The sequence below is a fragment of the Pseudomonas sp. KH_021 genome, assembly GCF_057838865.1.
The window spans coordinates 110,906-131,902 of the sequence record NZ_JBYQOU010000002.1; the positions used below are offsets into that span (position 1 = coordinate 110,906).

At 51.9% G+C, this 20,997-nt stretch carries 14 protein-coding genes; 12 read left to right on the forward strand and 2 right to left on the reverse strand.

The window, feature by feature from the left end; genetic code table 11:
* The 12 genes from AC3IX4_RS29315 to traN all read left to right on the forward strand — a co-directional run bounded on the left by AC3IX4_RS29315 (position 1) and on the right by traN (position 18,747).
* The gene (locus AC3IX4_RS29315) at positions 1-1,320 is read left to right on the forward strand and encodes a TraB/VirB10 family protein (protein ID WP_489261600.1); all 1,320 of its coding nucleotides are present in this window, start codon (positions 1-3) and stop codon (positions 1,318-1,320) included.
* A gap of 83 nt (positions 1,321-1,403) precedes the next feature.
* Positions 1,404-1,925, forward strand: coding sequence for a type IV conjugative transfer system lipoprotein TraV (gene traV, locus AC3IX4_RS29320; RefSeq protein ID WP_411961110.1), 522 nt, complete (start codon positions 1,404-1,406; stop codon positions 1,923-1,925).
* 126 nt (positions 1,926-2,051) lie between these two features.
* A complete protein-coding gene (traA, locus tag AC3IX4_RS29325) occupies positions 2,052-2,312 on the forward strand; it encodes a TraA family conjugative transfer protein (protein ID WP_411961291.1) in 261 nt (86 codons plus the stop codon).
* A gap of 219 nt (positions 2,313-2,531) precedes the next feature.
* Complete coding sequence (locus AC3IX4_RS29330) at positions 2,532-9,140, forward strand: Ig-like domain-containing protein (RefSeq protein WP_489261601.1); 6,609 nt, start codon at positions 2,532-2,534, stop codon at positions 9,138-9,140.
* Between the two features lie 148 nt (positions 9,141-9,288).
* Entirely contained in the window at positions 9,289-9,978 is a 690-nt protein-coding gene (locus AC3IX4_RS29335) for a DsbC family protein (RefSeq protein WP_411961112.1), read from the forward strand.
* Positions 9,979-9,985: 7 nt separating this feature from the next.
* Positions 9,986-12,388: a type IV secretion system protein TraC gene (traC, locus tag AC3IX4_RS29340; protein WP_489261602.1), complete on the forward strand. Its 2,403-nt coding sequence runs from the start codon at positions 9,986-9,988 to the stop codon at positions 12,386-12,388.
* Positions 12,385-12,693 carry a hypothetical protein gene (locus AC3IX4_RS29345; RefSeq protein WP_411961114.1) on the forward strand — a complete coding sequence of 103 codons (309 nt, stop codon included), beginning with the start codon at positions 12,385-12,387 and terminating at the stop codon, positions 12,691-12,693. The genes traC and AC3IX4_RS29345 overlap by 4 nt, the downstream gene beginning before the upstream one ends.
* Before the next feature lie 8 nt (positions 12,694-12,701).
* Entirely contained in the window at positions 12,702-13,208 is a 507-nt protein-coding gene (locus AC3IX4_RS29350) for a S26 family signal peptidase (RefSeq protein ID WP_489261603.1), read from the forward strand.
* Positions 13,202-14,338: a TrbC family F-type conjugative pilus assembly protein gene (locus tag AC3IX4_RS29355; protein ID WP_489261604.1), complete on the forward strand. Its 1,137-nt coding sequence runs from the start codon at positions 13,202-13,204 to the stop codon at positions 14,336-14,338. The genes AC3IX4_RS29350 and AC3IX4_RS29355 overlap by 7 nt, the downstream gene beginning before the upstream one ends.
* Positions 14,335-15,033, forward strand: coding sequence for an EAL domain-containing protein (locus AC3IX4_RS29360; RefSeq protein ID WP_411961117.1), 699 nt, complete (start codon positions 14,335-14,337; stop codon positions 15,031-15,033). The genes AC3IX4_RS29355 and AC3IX4_RS29360 overlap by 4 nt, the downstream gene beginning before the upstream one ends.
* On the forward strand, positions 15,017-16,039 hold the full coding sequence (locus tag AC3IX4_RS29365) for a TraU family protein (RefSeq protein ID WP_489261605.1): 1,023 nt from the start codon (positions 15,017-15,019) through the stop codon (positions 16,037-16,039). The genes AC3IX4_RS29360 and AC3IX4_RS29365 overlap by 17 nt, the downstream gene beginning before the upstream one ends.
* Before the next feature lie 8 nt (positions 16,040-16,047).
* Entirely contained in the window at positions 16,048-18,747 is a 2,700-nt protein-coding gene (gene traN, locus AC3IX4_RS29370; protein WP_489261606.1) for a conjugal transfer mating pair stabilization protein TraN, read from the forward strand.
* 69 nt (positions 18,748-18,816) lie between these two features.
* Here the strand turns inward: traN and AC3IX4_RS29375 are convergent, their stop codons facing one another.
* Positions 18,817-19,662, reverse strand: a complete 846-nt coding sequence (locus AC3IX4_RS29375; RefSeq protein ID WP_489261607.1) for a hypothetical protein — start codon at positions 19,660-19,662, stop codon at positions 18,817-18,819.
* 105 nt (positions 19,663-19,767) lie between these two features.
* Complete coding sequence (locus tag AC3IX4_RS29380; RefSeq protein WP_489261608.1) at positions 19,768-20,523, reverse strand: hypothetical protein; 756 nt, start codon at positions 20,521-20,523, stop codon at positions 19,768-19,770.
* Positions 20,524-20,997 lie beyond the last annotated feature (474 nt).

Below are 20,997 nucleotides of genomic sequence, written 5' to 3' on the forward strand. Positions count from 1 at the left end.
GTGAATTTTAAAGAAAGATGGACTCAGCTTGACCCTACCCATCGCAAGTGGATTACATGGGGCTCAATTGCCGTCACAACGACCGTTGTCCTTTGGGCCTCTGCAGCGTTCTTTGATGGCTCTAGTGGACCCGCGCAGAAGAAGCGAAAGGAAATTGTATCGGCGCTAACGGACCACGATCCGCGAGCGGTCGGGATCGACGCTATTAACGCGACTATCAGGGCGCAGGGCGCGCAAATCAGCAAGTTGGCTCAGAATCAGAAAGCCGCGACAGATACCGCGGACGCGCTGAAGCAGGTCAGCGAGACAAACAAACAGCTGCAGGAACAGCTTGCACGTAACGAAGCGGATGCGGAGCTCATGAAGCAACAGCTTGAAGAGCTGAAGAATGGGCAGGCGAAAGTTCAAATGGAGAGTGAGTCAAAGTCCAACGGATCATCAGATGGTGTTGATCCGACCGCGGTCAAAACACCATCGGGTGGCGATTTTGACCGGTCCTCTCCATCGGCGGTGCAAAAGCATCCAGAGACATACTTCGCATCTGCACCACAACCACCAGAGCCTCCAAAAAGCGGGTCCGGTGCCAAAAAGGGTGATACGACGAAACACATCAGAACGGTTACCGCGACTGAGGAAGAGGTCGACCCGAAGGCTGAGAAAGAACATGAAATGTTCCTTCCAGCGGGCTCGATTTTGTCTGGTGCATTAATCACGGGTATGGATGCACCAACCGGTCAGGGAGCTCGGAAAGAACCTTTCCCAGCGCTGCTCCGGATTAAAAAAGAAGCAATTCTTCCCAACCGATTTCGCGCTGACATCCGGGAGTGCTTCCTGATTGCGAGCGGGTTCGGAGACCTTTCTTCGGAGCGAGCGTATTTGCGTGCTGAAGTCATCAGCTGCGTTCGTGAAGATGGCGGTGTTATTGAGACCAAACTCGATGCATACGCTGCAGGTGAAGACGGAAAAGCCGGTGTGCGAGGTAGGCTTGTCAGTAAGCAAGGCCAGATTCTGGCGCGAAGCTTAATGGCTGGTTTTATGCAGGGCGTGAGTGAGGCGTTCAGCGTGAAAAGCGTGCCGACAATCAACGTTCGTGACATCAACAGTAACTCCGATAAGGCTTACAACCCTGTGATGGAGCAGGCGCTTAACGGCGAAGCGCTCCAGGGGGCAGCTATCAGCGGCACCGGTAAGGCGTTGGAGCGAATTGCTGATTTCTATCTTGAAATGGCTGAAAGCCTATACCCGGTAATTGAAGTCGACGCACTTCGCGAGATCGACTTTATTGTTAAGCGCGGCCAAACGCTCAAGCTCCAACAATAAATCCAAACCCCCACACGGGGGGCGAATTCGCCCCCCGGACGGGACCGCCTTGCCCAAAATCAGCTCACTTGGAGAACTTATTTATGCGCGGACTATTCACTTCGATCCTGTTGATCGCCGCCTCTTCATTGGGGGGGTGCTCGTTTCTGTCTATCGGTGAACCCGAGTATGGCTGCAAAGGTATGCCGGAAGGCGTCACGTGCATGTCAGCCCGCGATGTTTACAGCGCGACGGAAAGCGACAGCTTTCGTAAGCGTGTCAATCCAGTGGATGGGTCTGTAAATGCCGAACCCCAACCAGGGGTAAAAGAGGTCGCCGTTCACCAACCTATTCCAGGTGAGCGCTATGTCGTTCCGAAGGCCGCTCGCCAACCGCTTCCCATCCGCAGTCAGGCGACGGTTATGCGTATCTGGGTAGCGCCGTGGGAAGGCAAAGACGGTGACCTTAACGTGCCGGGATACGTGTACACCGAAATCGAACCTCGTCGTTGGGAGTTGGGTAATCCGTCTCCCAAAGTCACACCAACGCTGCGCCCACTTCAAATCCAGCACCCAACCTCCCAACCAACTCCTGATACCAAGAACCCCCTTGGTGTAAATCCGTAGTATCCCTAACCAATCGAGGAACTCAACATGCTAAACCCGTTTGCGCGCCAAAGCGGCGTTCTTAAACCAAACCGCGATCGTAGTCGCAATCGAACCTACGCTAAAGCTGGCCTGGTCCTCGGGCTGATGGTTTTCGGCCGGATGGCATTGGCCGGTACCGGTGGCGAAGAATTCGACCCGATTTGGCAAAGCTTGCAAGGTTGGATGCAAGGCACGCTTGGCCGTGTAGTTGCCGGTGCGATGATTCTGGTTGGCCTGGTCGGTGGCGTCGTTCGACAATCCATCATGGCATTTGCCACAGGTGTGGGCGGTGGTGTTGGCTTGTACAACTCGCCAACGGTCATCGAGTCGATCATGTCCGCCACAATTCACCCGGCGATGGTCTAAGCCAAAGTCGTCTCATACCAAGCATAGGGGGGGCGACCCCCTACCAGGGGGCTAATTGGCCCCCTTCTGCTCACCCACCTCATCAAGATAGTCCTGCAAATTCCGCATGGCAGGACATCTATGACTCCCTGGCTCACCCATCTTCGCAAACTAGCCCTGCTAGGTATCGTTTTCGCGTCTGCTCAGGCGAGCGCAGACTGTACGTTCAGCAGTTCAACCATGTGGCAGTCCTGCAGTGGATTCAGTAGCTGCGTGGGGGATGGCCAGCCTGTGTTATGGGTGAACGGGGTTAACCTCGGTGCTTCTTCATCGCTTGATCTCACTGTGAATGGTGTGCGGTATACCCGTGGCGCGCAGACAAAGAATGACCTTAAGCCCAATGGAACCGTCGATACGCGATGGCAGGTTTGTACGAATTCAAATCAGCGTCCGATCGCTGCCGACGCAGTTATAGACACAGATGAAGACACTGCCGGTCAGGTTGCTCTGAGTAGCCAAGATTCTGATGGTCCATCGCCTACGACTTACCGGCTGGATACGGTTCCAAGTACCGCAATCGGAACTGCCACGCTTGTGGGCAACGTCCTATCGTTTAATCCAGCACTTGACTGGAACGGTACTACGGTAGTTGGGTACCGCGTGCAAGACTCAAAAGGCGCATGGTCCGACCCGGCAACTGTCACCGTTAATGTCAAACCTGTTAATGACGCCCCAGTGGTAAACGATCGCGAAATGTCCACCGCGGAGGATGTGGCAGCGTCGATAACACTCAAGGCTAACGATCCTGACAAAGGTGATACGCACAGCTTTGAGATCACGCTCCAATCACCTGCAGAGCAGGGTACGGCGTCCATTGTCGGTGACAAGCTCACATTCACACCAGGAGCAGACTGGAACGGCGCTACGTCAGTTAAGTACCGCGCCCGTGATTCGTCTGGTTCCTTTTCCAATACTGCTACGGTTCAGGTCCAGGTCAAACCGGTCAATGACATACCAGTCATGCAGCCAATCAGTTTGACAACGACCGAAGACCGGGACGTTTCAGCGCCTCTTACTGCCACTGATATCGATAGCCCTGCTGAGTTCTCATTCGAGATCTACGCTCAGGTTCCGGCATCTCAAGGCTCGCTTATCGTCTTGGGCAATACTCTCGTTTTCCAGCCAGCTAAGGATTGGACAGGCACAACCGTAGGCAAGATCGTGGCTCGTGACAAAGATCACGCAATCTCACTGCCGGTGGATGTAAGGGCCACTGTCACTCCTGAAAATGACGTCCCTTTGACCAAGGACGAAACTCTCAGCATGCTGCAGGGGCAGTCACGAACCATCAAGATGTCCATAGTGGATCCTGATGTAGGTGACAGTCATGCAGTAATTTTACTTGAGCCTGTTCCTAGCAGCTTTGGTGCTCTCTCAGTGTCCGGGCTGAACATCACGGTTACCCCAGGTGCAAAATTCGCAGGCAAACAAAGCTTTCGATTCGCGATTCGGGACGCCGCTGGATTGGTGTCTGAGCCACATACGTTGAACGTCGACGTTCAAAAAGTTAACGCCCCTCCGATACTGCCTGCGTTGAAGCTGACGACCCAGACCAGCATTCCCGTCGAAGCACAGCTCACAGCGACTGATCCTAACGACGATTCGCCGATCACCTACCAGGTCTCGACGGCTCTGCCAGTTGGAGCAGGGGTGCTCAGTATCAGTGGCTCAAAAGTCCGTTACAGCCCCGCCCCTGGTTGGGGAGGCTCCGCAACGGCATCAGTTGTTGCAATTGATCCAGAGGGTGGGGTGTCCGCCCCCGCGACGGTTACAGTGGAGGTGCAGAATCCCACTACTGTAGGTCAGGATCCGGATGATCCAGACAGCCATTCGATCGTCATCGTTTCACAGCCACCGGCAAACGTCGGCACCGTTAAAGCCACAGGACTGGAAGTACTCTTTACGCCTGTCACAGGCTTCTACGGTAACGCTACGTTCACCTATTTGATTCGCGATACAGCGGGAACCGAGTCCCCCGTCGCTACGGGTACCATTTCAGTCTCAAAGTACAATTACGCTCCCATTTCAACCAGCGCCAGCCTTACTGCGGAGCAGGGGCTGAAATCTGATCCAGTCACACCGACCGTAAACGATCTGAACCTCTATGACCAAGGCCGTCATACATTTTCGGTCCCCGCGCAAAACATGATCGGTTTTGCGGAGGTGTTGGATAACAAGCTTGTCTATACCGCCCCATTCGATTTCGAAGGTGTCACCCAGTTCAAGTACATCGCCGTGGATGATGGGGGGCTCGCTGTCTCCGGCGTGGCATACGTCACGATCAATCACAAGAACTACTCTCCGTCGAAGGTCTCGCTGACGATGTCAACCAACGAGGGTACGCCGGTATCGGGTGTGCCAGTTGTGGAAGACAAAAACCCTACCGACTCCCACTCCTATTCGATTGAAACGCTACCAAGGATCGGGACGGCGGAGGTTGTAGGTGGGGCAGTAAAGTACTCGCCTGCAGATTCGTTTTTTGGTGTGGTTTCTTTCTCGGTGCGGGCAACTGATTCAAGTGGTACATCAATTGTTGGCACGGTCTGGGTCGATGTGAAAAAGACCGACAAGGCACCTCAATCACTTTCCGGAAAATTCAGTGTTCTTGAAGGGCAAGTCAGCGAGCCGTACTACCCAACAGTTGTGGACAGCAATGCGTACGACCTCTTGCGGCATGTGCTCACGATTGAGGTAAACGGTGCTCATGGCATAGCTGAAGTGCTGAACAATCGAATCGTCTATACCCCAGCTGACCGATTCTATGGGCAGGACACCATCCAGGTTCGCGCAACAGATCCTAGTGGTCTTTCCGTTGTCGGTGGGATCCAGATCGACGTCGTAAAATTCAACTATGCGCCAATTGAAACAAACGTGACGATTTACACCGTCGAGGGCAAACCTAGCAGTCCTGTTCCACCATGGATTGTGGACCCTAACGCTTGGGATACTTTCACAATCGAGATGGTGAGCCAGCCTGCGAATGGCAAGGTTGTCGTGACCGGCGACAAGATGGTGTACACCCCAAATCTCGGATTTACTGGCGAAGAACACTTTAATTTTCGCATCGTCGATTCAGGCGGTCTGTATATCGAAGGCGTCGGTACCGCGATGGTTGCGAGGCTGAATTACCCGCCTAGTGATATCGGCCCGAACGAAGTGGTGGTGTACGAGGGCATCGGTGGAAATGCGTTGATGCACGTTTCCGATGTGAACCTATGGGATTCGCATCGTCTCGAGGTGGTAACGCAACCAGACCACGGTACGGTGAATTTCAACGGTCTTGAAATGGACTATAGAACCGATGGGAAAACACCAACAGTTGTGAGACTTCGCGCCACTGATCGTGACGGCTTATCGTTCGAAAAAGACATTCAAATCAGATTCCGTCCGGCGAGTGACATTGTCATCGATCGTGCAGTGGAGGAACTCGACTACAAACCAATCATTCCTGGTGTCACCAATGCAATGGTGGATAGCAAAGGCCGAGATTCGTTCCGCGTTCTTGATGCAAACGCAATGACTGCACTGGGTAGCGATATTGTGGCGGTTGTTCCGCCTTCGAGCATGCTTGGCCTCCGGCTAGGCCATCGGACGCTTGCTGTCGGTGATGGCAGTCGTTTCACGCCAGACACCATAGCTGCAGCGTCCCTTGAAGAGCCAGTTGCAGCTTATGCCGCGGGAGATAATGGCCAGTCCATCGTGTTGCTGTCGCGGATGGACAAAACCGGGCCTGTCTATTCGGTACCGGTAAGTGTTTGGTCTCTTCAGGGCGGTTTAGATGCCGCTTCCTGGAAGATGCTCCAAGGGGTGGGCAGGACGAAGATCGATTTCAAAGCGTCAAACGATGTTTGTGTTCCGACGACATCCATCGTGGCAGCTAAGGCCCGAAATGTAATTGACGCTCCGACCTGCTATCTGGAATGGATTACAACGCCTAAGGAATGGAAAGATCGAAGCAACCGGGACATTCTAAGTCTTGAGGCTGCCGGATCACAGATCATGGTTGAGCCAGTCCGTGCGTCTTCCTACGTTGTTGATCGGGACGGCAACAAGTTCTTCATGGCCAACTATGACCATGATCTGGAGACCGTTTCTTTGAACGGGTCGATAAAGCTCGGCCCGGATCCTTTGATTGAGCAGGTGTACTACAAAGTCGAGGAAATCAATTTCCTCCTCAAGCAAATCGCTGGACCGGAATGTACGCTGACAACGGTTGAGCAGCGCGCAAAAATTTCGTCCTCGAGCTGGTCGTCGAATGTGATGTGCTATGTGAAATGGACACAAATTCCTAACGGTCTGCAGCAACGTGAGAACTGGGAGCGGCCCCACCTGCTAAATGCTGTCCAGGATCTTGGACCACAAACCATCAAATGGGCTGTATCGATCTTTTCTCCGACTGGCACTGAGATCAAAGCAAGTGAAGGGGAGCACACGTTCAACGCTATCGAACCGGCTACGCTGACCATCTCGATGGATAATCGCAGGCTTATTGCTGGTGATCTGTACTCGGCACCGCTGTCGGGTGGTTACCTCGGGGAATTGGTAATCAAGGGCTTCAATGCTCCGATCAATCTTGTTCTCACTCAAGATAATCAGATCATCGAAAGCGGTGTTGCACCGAGAAGCTGGGCAGATGAACAGAATGTCCGACGCAGAGTGAATGCCAATGAGAAGAGCAGCCTGTGGACCGTATCGCCGTTTAACGCTAAGGCCGCGTTCGAGGCGCTTCCTGCGAGCCAGGTAGAGCACGAGTTCGACATCCTATCTGTGCCAGATGACGGCGTTAAACCCGTTATCCTGAACAAGGAAACTACCGTCCTTTCGACAGACAAGTTAACGGTCGATGTCGGGATTCAGGATGTCTACGCCCCAAGCAAACCCTACGATGCCTCCACGATGGGACAATGGCAAATTCGTCTGTTGGCAATGAAAAACTACAAGGAGTCAACGCCACTGACGGACTGGATGGACACTGACGGTGTAGGCCAGACTACCTTTGACGTGCCGGTCGCAGACGTGGCCGGTGAAGTCTTGCGAATCGTCGCTGAGGCCCGCGTCATTTCACCGGTCCCGGAATATTCTTCCATCCGAACCGGCTTAAGACCACTGTTCCTTTCGGTCCTCAACGGGGACCCACTTGACGGCTCTGTAAGAGCGCTGAGGCTCTCGGGCGAGGCCCCGCTTCGCGTCACGCTTTTCGCTGACTTGGCCAACCGAAAAGAGTCGCGTGATCTGGGCTCCGTGAGCTGGGAGATGTCCACCAATAACGGCGGTTCGTGGCAGCCGGTGAAAAACCTATCGCGTGCATCTCAACGGTTATCGATGTCTCTGAATAAGGGCAAGTATCTGGTTCGAGCACAACTGGTGAACAAGCACAGCGGGGCGACGTCGATGACTCAAAGCATTGAAATCGAGGCCTACAATGTCCCGACCATCCGCATAAAAGGCCCCGGCAACGTTTTCATTACCGGTACCGCGCACTACAGGCTGGAGAGTAAAGACAACACTGAATTTAATCCTTCGGATAAGAAGATCGAGTGGTCACTCGACCGCGGCAAGACCTGGGAGGTGGGGACCGGAACCTTAGATATCACTCGCGATACCCAGGAGAGGATTTACGTCATGGCGAGGGCCCGCTTCCTGGATTCTCCGGAGGAGCCGGGAGCTTATCGCAAGGTTAGGGGTGCAGTTGGTTTCCGGGCCATCAGGCCACCGAGGGTGCAGATTCTTGGTCGCACGCGCCCGGAAGTTGATAAGCCCGTGACGTGGACAGCCAAAATTTATCCGCCCTACATCAACATGGAAGTTGAGATGGGTAGCGAGTTCATCCTTCCGAACGGTGAAGTTGTTAAATCGACCACCGTAGACTTTACGCCTACGGCAGTGGACCAGGACAGGGAGGAGAATTACCTGTCAGTCAGATCGTGGGTTGTTGATTGGGAATCTCGCGGGGCGCTCGGCACAACCACCAAGCGTTTGGACTTCTGGGAATATGTGTGGCCGACCTGGTTCTTGCAACCGACCTACACGGCGGAGTATGCCCCGGCCCAACTCGAAATGAGGGTCAAATTTAACGGGCCTTTCAAGGAGTTTGAGCAGCTGACCTATGACTGGGAGCTACCACCTGAATCCGGGTATACGACTATCAAGGATGACTACGCACCGGTGCGGATTGTCTCTATCGATGAACCTGGCGAGTTTATGTTTAAGGTCCATATCACCGATGGACGCGGTAACTACAGCCTCGTCGAGCGCAGTCTCCGTTTCCGGGAGCCCCCGCCATGGAACGTCGGTATCAACTGGGCTGGAGACAACCCTGCGAACCGAGCGCCGCTTGGAATCTTCATGCGGCCTTCAACGACAGGCGGCCACCCTCGTGACCGAGTCACAAAGCTTTCCTACAGCATCAATGGCGAACTGTTGGATAGCGGTAAGTCGCGGTATGGCAGAGCAAAGCTTCCGGAGGCAGGTATTTACCAGGTCAGCCTCGATATCGAGACCGAGATGGGGAAAACAGCGCGCAAAGAAGTTGAAGTCGAAGTAAAAGAAAACAAACCACCGGTTTGCGAGCTGGCCGTTACCGAGGGGTTCGGTGCCTGGACAGCCAAGGCAGACTGCAAGGATGAAGACGGAAAAATCGCCAAGCACCTTTGGATGCTCAATGACGTTGAGGTCGGAATCAACGGCAAGATCATTACGGTATCCAAAAAGTCCTATGCCTCCGCACCTCAGATACGACTGATCGGCGTGGATGATTCAGGTGCAGAGTCGGAACCTGTGGTTTGGTAATACGGTGAACATTTAAGGGGCCTTCGGGCCCCTTACTTTTGACTGCGCCTGCATGTTGACCCCCCGCACGGGGGCGAATGAATGCCATACCCAGCGGTCGCTTTCCATAGTCTTTCACTAGATCCCAATGTCTTGTGAGAGGACTCCAATGACCAAATTTCTCCTGGCTACTGTCGCGATGGTCACCGTCGCGATCGGCTTGCTTTCATCTCCTTTGTCCTTCGCCGCAGACAACCTGGTCGGACTACCTGTCAGCGGCCTAGCCGTCGCCGAGAAAAACGGAAAACTCCGTTACGTATCGGACAACGGACGCTTCCTGCTTGAAGGGCGCATGTACGACACCTGGAACAAGGAATACATCGACTCTCTTGAAATGGCGGACCGTGCATCGAAATACATCGACTTCCAAAAAATGAAATTCAATGTGGGTGATCTCGACCCTTTGGTTCTTGGCACCGGTAAAAAGCAGGTAACCATATTCGTAGATCCTTACTGCGGCTTCTGCCACAAGATGTTCATGCAGATGCAAGAGCTGAAGAATGAATACACCTTCAACATCGTTCAGCTCCCAATCCTCGGTGAAAGCAGTGTCTCCCGCGTACGGGATGTGCTCTGTGCGGAGGACAAAGTCGAAGCCCTTAACTCCGTCTTGGCAGGTGATAACAAAACGTCGCTTAAGCAAACGGCGACATGCGATCAGTTACCAGTTAACAAGCGATTGGTAACCGCGCAGTTCTTCGCCATCAAAGGCGTTCCGCATTCGATCCGCCAGGATGGTTTTATTACCAAAGGGTTCATCCCGGATCTCAAGAGCTGGTTAGCTCAAGGGAAGGGTTGATCAGGCCATGGGAATCTTCCAAAAACCGGTCTACAGACTCGGCGACCACCTACAGGTTCTAGCGTACAACCCTGACGACAAACTCTTTCTGCTCGACGACAACGCGATGGGGTTCGCTTTCGTTTGCCAGCCTTTATCGGGTGGCGACGAAAGTGTTGCGGAACACTTGCGTTCACTGCTGAAACAGTCGTGGCCAAAAGACACGCTCATGCAATTTACGCTGTTCGCCGGGCAGAACATCACGCATCAGATCCAGGCCCTGATGCGCCGTCGAATGTCGCAATCCGACCAACTGCTGCTGAACGCAATTCAAGAGCGTGCAGATTATCTGACTGACGCGACCTTGAAGCCCATTGACGCGTATTCAGGCATCAAGGTTCGCGACACGCTGTTGGTGATCACCATTCGGCTCCCTATGGAGTCGATGGAACCCACCACGAAGGAGATCGAGGAGTACTCCGACTACCGTACCCAGTTCGAGTCAACGCTGAGTTCTGTGGGTTTCGCACCGCGAGCCATGACGAACGACCTTTATGTGGAGGTCATGTCGTCGATCCTGAACCAGGGACCTAACGCTTCGTGGCGGGATCGTCTGCCGATCGAGGCCGAGACCGATAAGGAACTGAAATACCAGATTCTGGATTACGACAAAGCGGTCGAGGTTAAACCGGACTACATCCAAATCGGTGACACGTTGCTCAAAACCTTGAGCGTTAAGCGAATGCCGAAAGTGGCTTATCAAGGCAAGGCTGCTTGGTACCTGGGTGACATGATGACCGGTCGGCATGGTATCCGTGACAACTGCATGATCAACATGACGTTGCAGTTTCCAGATCAGCAATCCGCCAAGGACAAAATGTCCGCGCGACGTACCTGGGCCAACAACCAGGCCTACGGGCCGCTTTTGAAGTTCGTTCCTGTCCTTGCAGCAAAAAAACACAGCTATGACGCTCTGTTTAAAGAGCTTGAAGACGGCGACCTTCTTGTTCGCACCTACCTGTCGGTGACGGTGTTTGCGCAAGATCGTGAGCGGTTGGTACGTGCCTCAAGCGAGGCCCGAAACTACTGGGGTGTGCATCAGTTTCAGCTGATGGAAGACCGTTTCTTCATGCTCCCGCTTTTTTTGAATTCATTGCCGTTTGGCGCGGACATTAAGGCAATCCGGGAGACATACCGGTTTAAAACCATGGCGATCAGCCATGCGCTTCCCCTGCTGCCAATATACGGCGACTGGAAGGGGACAGGCTCGCCTGAGATGTGCTTCGTGAGCCGTAACGGCCAGCTCATGAATTTTGACCTCTTTGATTCCGAGACGAACTACAACGCGACAGTCGCCGCGCAGTCGGGCTCGGGTAAGTCGTTTCTAACCAACTATCTAATCACCTCCTATTTGAGCTCTGGCGCTCAGATTTGGGTGATCGATGTCGGGCGTTCATACGAAAAGCTCTGTCACGCATTCAATGGTGACTTCATTGAATTCACTGAAAAGTCAGAGATCTGCTTAAACCCTTTTGAACTCGTTGAGCAGTATTCCGAGGAGGAAGACGTCCTTGTCGGCCTGGTGTCAGCCATGGCGGCGCCTACACAGCCTTTGTCTGACCTACAGGTTGCGGGCTTGAAGCGTCACTTGGCAAAGGTTTGGCTGGAGAAAGGTAAGTCAATGTTGGTCGATGACATTGAACAAAGCCTGCTCAGTGACGAAGACGAACCGGTAAAAAATATCGGCAAGCAGTTGTACACCTTCACCTCCGCAGGGCAGTACGGCAAATATTTCAACGGGAAAAACACCGTTGCATTTAACAACCCATTCACCGTCCTGGAGCTCGAAGAGCTCAAGGGAAGGAAGCATCTTCAGCAGGTTGTTCTGCTTCAGCTGATCTACCAAATTCAGCAAAACATGTACCTGGGTGATCGTGATCGACGAAAAATCGTGATCATTGATGAGGCTTGGTCGCTTCTCACAGAAGGTGACGTGGCTAAGTTTATCGAACACGGGTATCGCCGTTTCCGTAAGTACGGCGGCAGCGCTATCACCATCACGCAGTCTGTGAACGACCTCTACGCGAATCCGACTGGGCGCGCGATCGCTGAAAACAGCGCGAACACATTCCTCCTCGGTCAGAAGAAAGAAGCGATCAACCAGATCAAAAAAGATGAGCGCTTACCGCTTTCTGAGGGCGGTTACGAGTTCCTTAAAACCGTGCACACGGTGAAAGGGCAGTACTCCGAGATTTTCATGATGACTGACCGCGGAAGCGGCGTGGGACGGCTGACAGTGGATCGCTACAGCTTGCTTCTGTACTCCACGGCGCCAGAAGACGTGCAAGCCATCAACAACTACGTCAAACAGAATTTCAGTACCGCCGAGGCCATCAAGGCGGTGATCAATGATCGAGGAGCACGAGTTTGAAAATCATCCCCTACGCCGCCCTGGTTGTCTCACTCGTCTCGCTCTACTTCTCATGGCAGAACCGTCAGGTCGAGGTTCCAAAAATCGCTGTAATCAATATCGCTGCTGCTATCGAAGCGATCCCTGGCGAGCGGACCCCAGAGGCAATTGATGAAGCCACAAGTAAAACCTACCAGCAGGCAAGTCGCCTCGCAGCAAAGGGCTTTCTTGTGCTTGATAGCCGTGCTGCGCTCCAGGTGCCAGCCGACATGGAAGTTCCTCTACCAACATTTGAGAACAGCGCAGGTGTGGGTGAGCCTGAATGAAACGGAAAATGAGCCGTGGCAGATTTTTAGCGTTTGCCCTCCCATTGGCATCTCTTATGGCGCTCGTTGTAGGGGGGGGAGGCTCGGCGCTTGCGGCACGCTACAGCATCGGTATCGATCCTCAGCAAAGCCGTTGTCTGGGATATCGCGTCTTCTTCATCGACAAGACCGACAAGAAACCTGAGAGAGGAGCGATTTTTACCTTCCGAGCCCGCGGCACTGAGCCATATTTTCCGAATGACACGCTGCTGACGAAAATGATCGACGGTCTACCAGGTGATCGGGTCCAGGTGGGGCACGATGGCGTCTCCGTAAATGGCGTTAAGGTTCCGACCGCTGATGGACTGTACCTTGCGGCCACATTGAATAAACCTGAATCCCGATACACCAGAGATGAATATCTCGACAGTGGCAAGTACTGGTTTTCCGGGAGGACGAAAGATTCTTTTGACTCGAGGTACTGGGGGGTGGTCGATGAATCCCAGGTCGTCGGCAGGGCATACCCACTATGGTGATCTCTTTCCGTAAAGCTATTGCGATAACAGCCCTATCCGCAATGCTTCCGCAATCCGCTTTCTCAAGTGATTTGACCAAGGAAGATGTCGAGGGGTGGGCAAAAAGTATCGCCGCGGAGCAGGGCGAGTATGTGGGCAATCCCTTAGAGGGGGCCCCTGACAAGGACAAGGATATTCAAGAGGATAAGCTGACGGCTGTACCGCAGCGGAAAGTGTTCGAAGGTAGACGTACGCTAATATTCATTTCACGGTCGATGTCCGACGCTGAGCTTAAATCCATTCTCGAAGACAACTCCGACGACACGACAGTACAGCTCGTGGTGCGAGGTTTTCCTGAAGGCGCGAATACGGTTGAGGCGATCGCGCACCTTCAAAAACTCGTAATGGACTCTCACTCAAAGGCAGGCGTAATTATCGATCCACCAGCCTTCAAACGGCACCACATCACTGCAGTTCCTGTCACGGTGCTTGAGGAGAATGAGACAGCGTTACTCACCGTACGAGGGAATGCCAGCGCCCAATACGTTGCCGACGCCTACGATAAAGGTGACCGGGGGAATTTGGGGGCTATTGGTCCTACAGTAGATATTGCCGAGCGGGATTTGGTCGACGTCATGCAGGAGCGTGCTCACCAGGTAGATTTTGAGAAGCTGAAAAAATCAGCGAAGGATCGCTTCTGGGCTAATCAAAAATACTATGAACTGGAAAAAACAGCAGAGACGCAAACACGGGAAATAGATCCGACTGTAATTGTTGGTGCGGATATTTTGGACCAAAAGGGAAACGTTATTGCAGCAAAGGGAACAAAAATTAACCCGCTCGATGTACGGCCTTTTACCCAGCGCCTAGTCGTTTTCGATGGCAGGGATAATGACCAGGTCCAATTTGCTAAGCGGGAATATCAACAATATTCATCCAAACAACGTGTCACCCTCATCATCTCATCGCTTAATACTGAAAATGGGTGGGAATCGTTTCAACAATTGCAAAGTCAGGTTGACGCGCCACTTTTTGTTTTGACGCCAGAGGTTATATCGACGTTCGAAATCGAAAGAGTGCCAAGTGTAATTTATGCTGACGACAGAAAATTTATTGTTGTTGAGACAAAAACTGAGGAGCTCCTTAAATGACGGTGAAACTCGCTGTTCAGGGCTTACACTCATGGAGCTCGCTACAAGGGTATGAGGTTCTTGCTCGCAAAATCGACACTGCGGGTAACGTAATGCTACCTGACCAATTTGTTGTACCTACTGGCGATCTTTCATGGTGCGAGCTCGACAAATTAGTATTGGGTATGGTCGGCACATCGAATTTTCTTAGAAACACAAAAGTTCCAGTATTTATAAATTTATCAGCTGAAACAATGGACGACGAAAATTTATTGGTCGCTGCTGCCGAAAAATTACATTCTTTACGTGGTTGGATCTCGAATGACGTCGTTTTAGAAGTGTCAGAAAAGTACTTTGCTTCCGAAGCCCTGCTGATTGGTCAAGTTTCGTATTTAAGGGAATTAGGTATCAAGGTGGCAATCGATGACCTTGGGGTCGACTATTCAGATACCAATCGTCTGAAATTAACACGATGGGATTACTGCAAAGTTGACCTCGCCGCGTTAAAGCGTCCGGGTAATCTTGATTGGCTATTTGAAGCTTATCGGCATTGTCAATCATTGGGCACTCAACTGGTGCTTGAACGTTATGAGCAAGTACGTCCATGCGAGATCATCAAATCCCTAAAAGGGGCATGGATTCAGGGCTTTTCAATGTCAAAGCCGATGTTGATAGACACTCAAGCACGGATCAGAACTAATGAAATTGCTATTTAACATCCTGTTTTTATTTCTGGTAACGTTTTCCGTTGCTCACGCTGAAGAATTACCGGGCGATCCAACGTGCAAAAACGCAGAAATATTAGGGCCGAAGATCTTTACAGATGTTTGTTGGGCTTGCTTGTTTCCTATTAAGGTGGCAGGCGTAAATATGTTTGGTGGAACAGCGCCGGACAAGTCAAGTAATAAGACAGTTTGCGCCTGTGCAGATAATAACGGGATCTACAGGCCGGGTCTGGTGACGTCGATGTGGCAACCCGCGCGATTGGTAGAGGTTGTACGTTCCCCTGGTTGTTCAATGGCGTTAGGCGGCGCAAATTTGTCAATTGGAGACAAGCGTCTGCGGGGGCACAACGGAAGCGGTGATTACGACAGTGGGGACACTGTTTTTTACAATATCCACTATTACTCATTTCCATTGCTTCAAATCCTAGAAATATATTTGCCCAGCCGATGCAATACCGATGGATTTAACGACTTTGACCTAATTGCAATGAGTGAGATTGACCCAACCTGGACAAATCCAGAGTTGGCGTTTTTTACTCACCCCGAAGCTGCTGCGGTAAGCTCCCCGATCGCTCAAGCAGCCTGTACTGCTGAAGCTCTGACCCTCACTGCGGGACAACCAATTGACTCCATGTGGTGGTGCGCTGGCAGCTGGGGGGCTATTTATCCCTTCGCTGGTCACACGGGAAATATGGAGTTTGAGCGAAGTACCTCCCTGCTTGCGGCGAAAACTTTGGCAGTACAGCACCGGCGAGGCCTCGCGCGATTGACGATGGGGGACGAAGCTCTATGTAAGTCTCAGATATTCCCGACGATGGTTAAGTCGCAATACAAAATGGCGATGTTTTCACCCTTGCCTGAAACTTCGCGAGCTCACTGGATAGGTGAACATCCCATGAAATGGGATGGAGGGCCTAAAGGAAGGTTAATCCCCTTTGTTGGTGAAGATGCGCTTTACATGCTTTGGCGTTGGGCCGACTGCTGCGCAACATTGTAGGTGATTTGATGCAATTTTTAAGAAACTCAAAATTAGTCACCGCTGTGTGCATCCCGTTAATCGGTTTGACGCTTAATACTCTTGCCTTTAGCGCATGGGCAGATGGCGTCTCGAACTCTGCCGCTGAAGCTAATCTGTTTGGGAACCAATTTCTAGAAACGTATCAAGGGCCGACAAGTGACGGAGGAAACGGTGCGGTATTTCCAGGTGGTTCGAATGTAAGTGTTGATAGTTTGTTTCCAGGGTCTGTAGGCGGCTCAAATACGGATCTGAATAATGTCTACGGTAAAGACAAAGATACTCTGACGCTCGGTAAAGGTGCTCAAACACGCTTAGAAACAGAGACGGGAGGTAATGGGGATGCCTATCGTACTTTGGTGGACTCGTCCAGTCGAGCCAGCCCTAATCTGATTAAGGATCCGATTTGGTCAACCACCGATGAGGTTCTTTCGGATCCGAATGTCTTTAAAGGTGAGTTTTCTGATTGTAAAGCGGAAACTGTATTTAATAACACAACCATAAAAAAACACATTCCAGACTACAGGACCTGTGAGCGAGTCATTGATTCCTCTGGCTCTCATGTACTAAAACACAATTACAACGCTGGTGTTCTTGAGCACAACTCAGGGCCAGCGAACATCCAAAGCTGCGGTGTTGGGTGCATCTATCTTTGGGTGGGTACAGTCGGCAACGACTACTGGGGAGGACATTGCACGATATATGAAGAAAAGATGTCTGTTAATGTCATCAATCCAAGCGCAATTCTAAAGGCAACATTAGAGTTCGCAAAATACGATGACTATATGCAGGTGTGGACAGGTGATACCAAAATTTGGAATGGGCCGAACGGAAATTTTCCGCCAGAAACGGGTGGGAATTGCGAACTCTCAACATCGTGGCAGCAGACTTTGGACGTTGATGTTACGCCTCACTTCCAAGTAGATGGGGTTGTAGAGTTTAAAACACGCACATCTGTTGCTGGTAATGGTGAGGGTTATGCAAGGATCAAGATCCTTTTTGATCCAAATAAGGCTGTCACTCAAGACGAATATTTTTCTGAAGAGGCTCTAAAAGCGGCTACCCAAGTTGCTGATGGTTTCTGCTCTGCTCAGAGTCTGACCTGCACAGACATGCCCGCCGTTACTGATGGTTGTACATATATTAATGGCGTTCAAGTTTGTGAGAGTCATTTAAAGCCGTCTCCTTTTCCTAACATAAGCCCGCTCTGCCGTCAGATTGCGTTCACCTCTGATTGCAAATTTTATCAAGGGGGAATGGAATGTTACGTAGACGCCAAAGGTGTAACACGATGCCCGACCAATAACGGCGGCAATCTCGATTCGTGCAAAAAATACGAGGATGATCCGAAGTGCGGATTTATTGAACAGAAGTGCGTCGGTGGTGCTAAGGGTAAGTCTGGAGCATGTGCTGTGTTCGAGGAGGTTTGGGATTGTGGCGTCGACGTCAATGTTCCCAATCAACAAGCTGATACTACTTACAAGTGTGACGGTCCCGTTCGGTGTGCTGGGGGCGAGTGCTACAACCCGACTTATGACAAGAGTAACGATTTTTCGAAAGCGGTAGCGGCATTACAAATTGCCCAGTCCGCTCAGCACGATATGGATTGCACCGGGGACGATGGGATTGAGGACAACAGGTCCTGTGCCTTGTTCAAAGGCGAGCCAATGGAGTGCAAAAAGGCTGTTGGTGGGTGGGTCAATTGCTGTGAAAACCCTGGTGGAATCTCGTTGGCCGATTACGTCAACCTTACCATCAAGACCTACTCCTTGATGGAGGCCACTGGCAACTTTGAGATGACCAAGCCTGTTTACGGCGCGTGGAACCAGCTGAAGCAACCGATCATTGAAGGTGTGAACTCAGCCTGGCGGGCGACGACAGATCTTTGGGCGTCAATGACAGACACTGGCATGGCTGCGAAGGATCTCATCGCCTCGGGTGCCGAAAAAGGGATGATTGCCACCTTCAAGCAGACGTTGATGAATAAGACGGCCGAGTGGACTGCTCAGACATTTGGCGCGGAAGCTGCCAACGCGGTTTTCGTCTCCGGATCTGGTGAAGCGTTTGCACAGACTGGTACTGACGGTACGGTGACAACCGCGGGGGATGCGGCGCTCGGCCCACTTGCCCAAAACATTGCGATGGCCGCAAACGTCATCATGATTATTTACACAATCTATGTGTTGACTGAGATTCTTGTGAACATCATTTGGGAGTGTGAGGCAAAGGAGTTCGAACTCGGGGCCAAGAAGGAGCTGAAGGTATGCCACTTTATCGGCAGCTACTGTGCTTCCAAGACACCGTTAGGCTGCATCGAGAAAAGGGAATCGTATTGCTGCTTCAACAGTCCAGTAGCCAGGATCCTGCAGGAGCAGATTCGAGGCCAGTTGGGTACGAATTTTGGGGAGGCTGAAAACCCATCCTGCGATCCGATTCCCATTGCAGCGTTGGACAAGATCAACTGGGACAAAATCGATTTGGGCGAATGGATCGGCATTTTGCAGACCACTGGAAATTTTCCAAACGTGAACACGGTGAATCTAGACAACCTCACTGGCCAGGGCAGCAACCTCAACGTGAGCGGTGACCGGCTTGACACTCTGAAGCGCAACGAGGAGCGCTTGAAGGGAATGGACGCCGATACGCTGCGACATGAGGCGGAAAGTCAGGGCTGGTCTGAGGTGAAGTAGAGCAGTATCTGGAGTAAAAAAAACCGGGCCTTGGCCCGGTTTTATTCTGATGGCGTCCGTTTTTTGGTTTTAGTACACACCTATGACACGCTCATTTGCTCGATCGTAAAGACGGTATGTCGTTGCCTTGTTCGTTCTCGCGGAACTCAATTTCTCGGCTAAATTGGCCTCTGCCGAAAGCGCAGCGTTCTTCGCTCGGTAGAAGTCGATGCTTACTCTGAAAATGTATGCTGGATAGCCACCTTTGTTCGCCGGGGCATATCCCGTGGTAGCCAATGTTTTAGCTGTGCTCATGGCAACAGTGAAGCATTGGGTTTGACCGTTTTTGCACACGGAGTCGTCAATCAATAGCTGAGTACCCGTCGTACTGATTCGAGCTCCTGTGGTGTTAGTCGCAGCCTTGAGATCCGCTTGAATATCCATCACACATCTTCTGTACGCTGCCTTCTGATCCGGGTATTGCTCGCGAGGAACAAAGCAGTAGGCGCTGTTGGACATACGTGGATCATTGTCGGTCGGTGCGAGTAAGAAATTGACGGCTCCGAGCGCCCCCGCAGTCGCTGCGTTCGTGACTCCGCTCGATACATCCATCGCTAAAGAGGCAGCCGTGTGAGCATTGTCAAAACCCTCTTTACGGGTTGAATTATCAATCTCGCTGGAGCTGAGTCGACCCAGAGGAATCTGTTTAAGGGTTGGCAGTCCCGCTGAAAGCAGGATTTGATCGGTAGTGGAAGTTTCTTCCGTGAATTGCAGCGGGGCCTGGTTGACCAGACTTAGAGTCGATTGGTTTTTAACCTCAAAACCGTACTTCATGCCGTCGACATCGAATTGATTTGGCACCACCGGTGCATTTGATGCACATCCTGCCAACGTCAATGACACCGCGAGCCCTGTTAACACCCTCAACTGAGTCATGCCTGAACATCCTTTCCTGTTTTTCCATATGGTGCCATGAATATAAAAAATGCAAAGAAAACCCCCGCAAGGCGGGGGTTGGCATTTTGAATGCTTCGGGGTTGATCAGGCGACTTTGTCCGCTGGAGTGTCATCGTCATTCGATTCGGCGAGCGTGTTGGCCGCCTGATCCGTCTCGACGTCCTCGCCCAGCTCTTCACGAACTTGAGCGACGACATCTTCCCCGGACCGATTCACTTTTTTCATCGAGTCACGGGCGATGTGTGTCAATTGACGGGTAGCGCGAAGTACGGACCGGCGCCACGCATATTTGAGGTCAGCAACGGTATTCGACGGAATGAGACCGCTCAGCCATGCGGTATCGATGTGACAAAGAAGCTTGTCCAGGTCGCTGATGATAAGAGCAAACCGGCTCGCATGAGGTGTCGAAATCGAGTAGGGCTGATCAACTGCATGATCGTACCGGGATTTGCTGGTGATCTTGTGTGCAGTGAGCATCTGCTCGATCTGCGCAGTGTCCCTGTTAAGCTTGGCGCTGAGATCGTCAATGATCTTCATCACTGCATTCAACACTTCGCCGTAGTCGAAGGCAGCATTCTTTTTCGCAAGTGCCCGAGTCACAACGTCAATGGTGAACAGGGATCTGCTGGCGACCAAATAGGTTTCACGAAACACACGCTGGGCTACGTCTGTATTTAACGCCAGCGAGGCACTGATTGTGGGAGTCGAAATTTTGCGCTTTGGCTCACTCTTTCGTTTTTCGGCAACCGCATTCTTTCCAGCCGGTGTTGGGGTTGCCTGGTCGTTGTTTTGAGAAGCCGAGCTCAGTGGGTTTTCAGATTGGATTGCTTCTGACGTCATGGTCATATCCATTGGTTGGGGGGGTATCCTTAGGGTACTCAGGAGGTTTTTGACATGACGTTGAGTCTGCCCCCTAAGAGGGGGTATTGATGGACGCCGCCTTTACAGCCCCCAATCGCACTGGTAGTTTTTCATCCAATTCGTTTTCTTCTCGTACAGCTGCGCTGTCGAGAGAATCCCGGAAGCTTGCTTCCGGAGTGGCTGGTGATCACTTAAAACAAACACCCACCATCTGAGTAGTTCGCTACTACTCATCACCTGTAGGGACCGCACCCTACAGGGGTCGAGGTCTCTACTTTTTCTAGAGAGGCCTCTCATGAAATACCTTGCTCTGTTTACCTCTGCCGATGTTCTGGCAATTGACGGTTCTGCCGTTGCTCAAGCTCACGCTAAGCAAGTTCTGGCTACCGAGGAGTCTGCAAAATGACTACTCCTAGCCCGATCGCAATTGTTCTGCTGTTCATCTGCGCTGTT

Bases quoted from the DNA above. Each gene is read 5' to 3' on its own strand.
- AC3IX4_RS29355 (WP_489261604.1), top strand. From the start codon at position 13,202: ATGGTGATCTCTTTCCGTAAAGCTATTGCGATAACAGCCCTATCCGCA.
- AC3IX4_RS29335 (WP_411961112.1), top strand. From the start codon at position 9,289: ATGACCAAATTTCTCCTGGCTACTGTCGCGATGGTCACCGTCGCGATC.
- traA (WP_411961291.1), top strand. From the start codon at position 2,052: ATGGTTTTCGGCCGGATGGCATTGGCCGGTACCGGTGGCGAAGAATTC.
- AC3IX4_RS29360 (WP_411961117.1), top strand. From the start codon at position 14,335: ATGACGGTGAAACTCGCTGTTCAGGGCTTACACTCATGGAGCTCGCTA.
- AC3IX4_RS29330 (WP_489261601.1), top strand. From the start codon at position 2,532: ATGTGGCAGTCCTGCAGTGGATTCAGTAGCTGCGTGGGGGATGGCCAG.
- AC3IX4_RS29380 (WP_489261608.1), bottom strand. From the start codon at position 20,523: ATGACGTCAGAAGCAATCCAATCTGAAAACCCACTGAGCTCGGCTTCT.
- traC (WP_489261602.1), top strand. From the start codon at position 9,986: ATGGGAATCTTCCAAAAACCGGTCTACAGACTCGGCGACCACCTACAG.
- traN (WP_489261606.1), top strand. From the start codon at position 16,048: ATGCAATTTTTAAGAAACTCAAAATTAGTCACCGCTGTGTGCATCCCG.
- traV (WP_411961110.1), top strand. From the start codon at position 1,404: ATGCGCGGACTATTCACTTCGATCCTGTTGATCGCCGCCTCTTCATTG.
- AC3IX4_RS29350 (WP_489261603.1), top strand. From the start codon at position 12,702: ATGAGCCGTGGCAGATTTTTAGCGTTTGCCCTCCCATTGGCATCTCTT.
- AC3IX4_RS29375 (WP_489261607.1), bottom strand. From the start codon at position 19,662: ATGACTCAGTTGAGGGTGTTAACAGGGCTCGCGGTGTCATTGACGTTG.
- AC3IX4_RS29365 (WP_489261605.1), top strand. From the start codon at position 15,017: ATGAAATTGCTATTTAACATCCTGTTTTTATTTCTGGTAACGTTTTCC.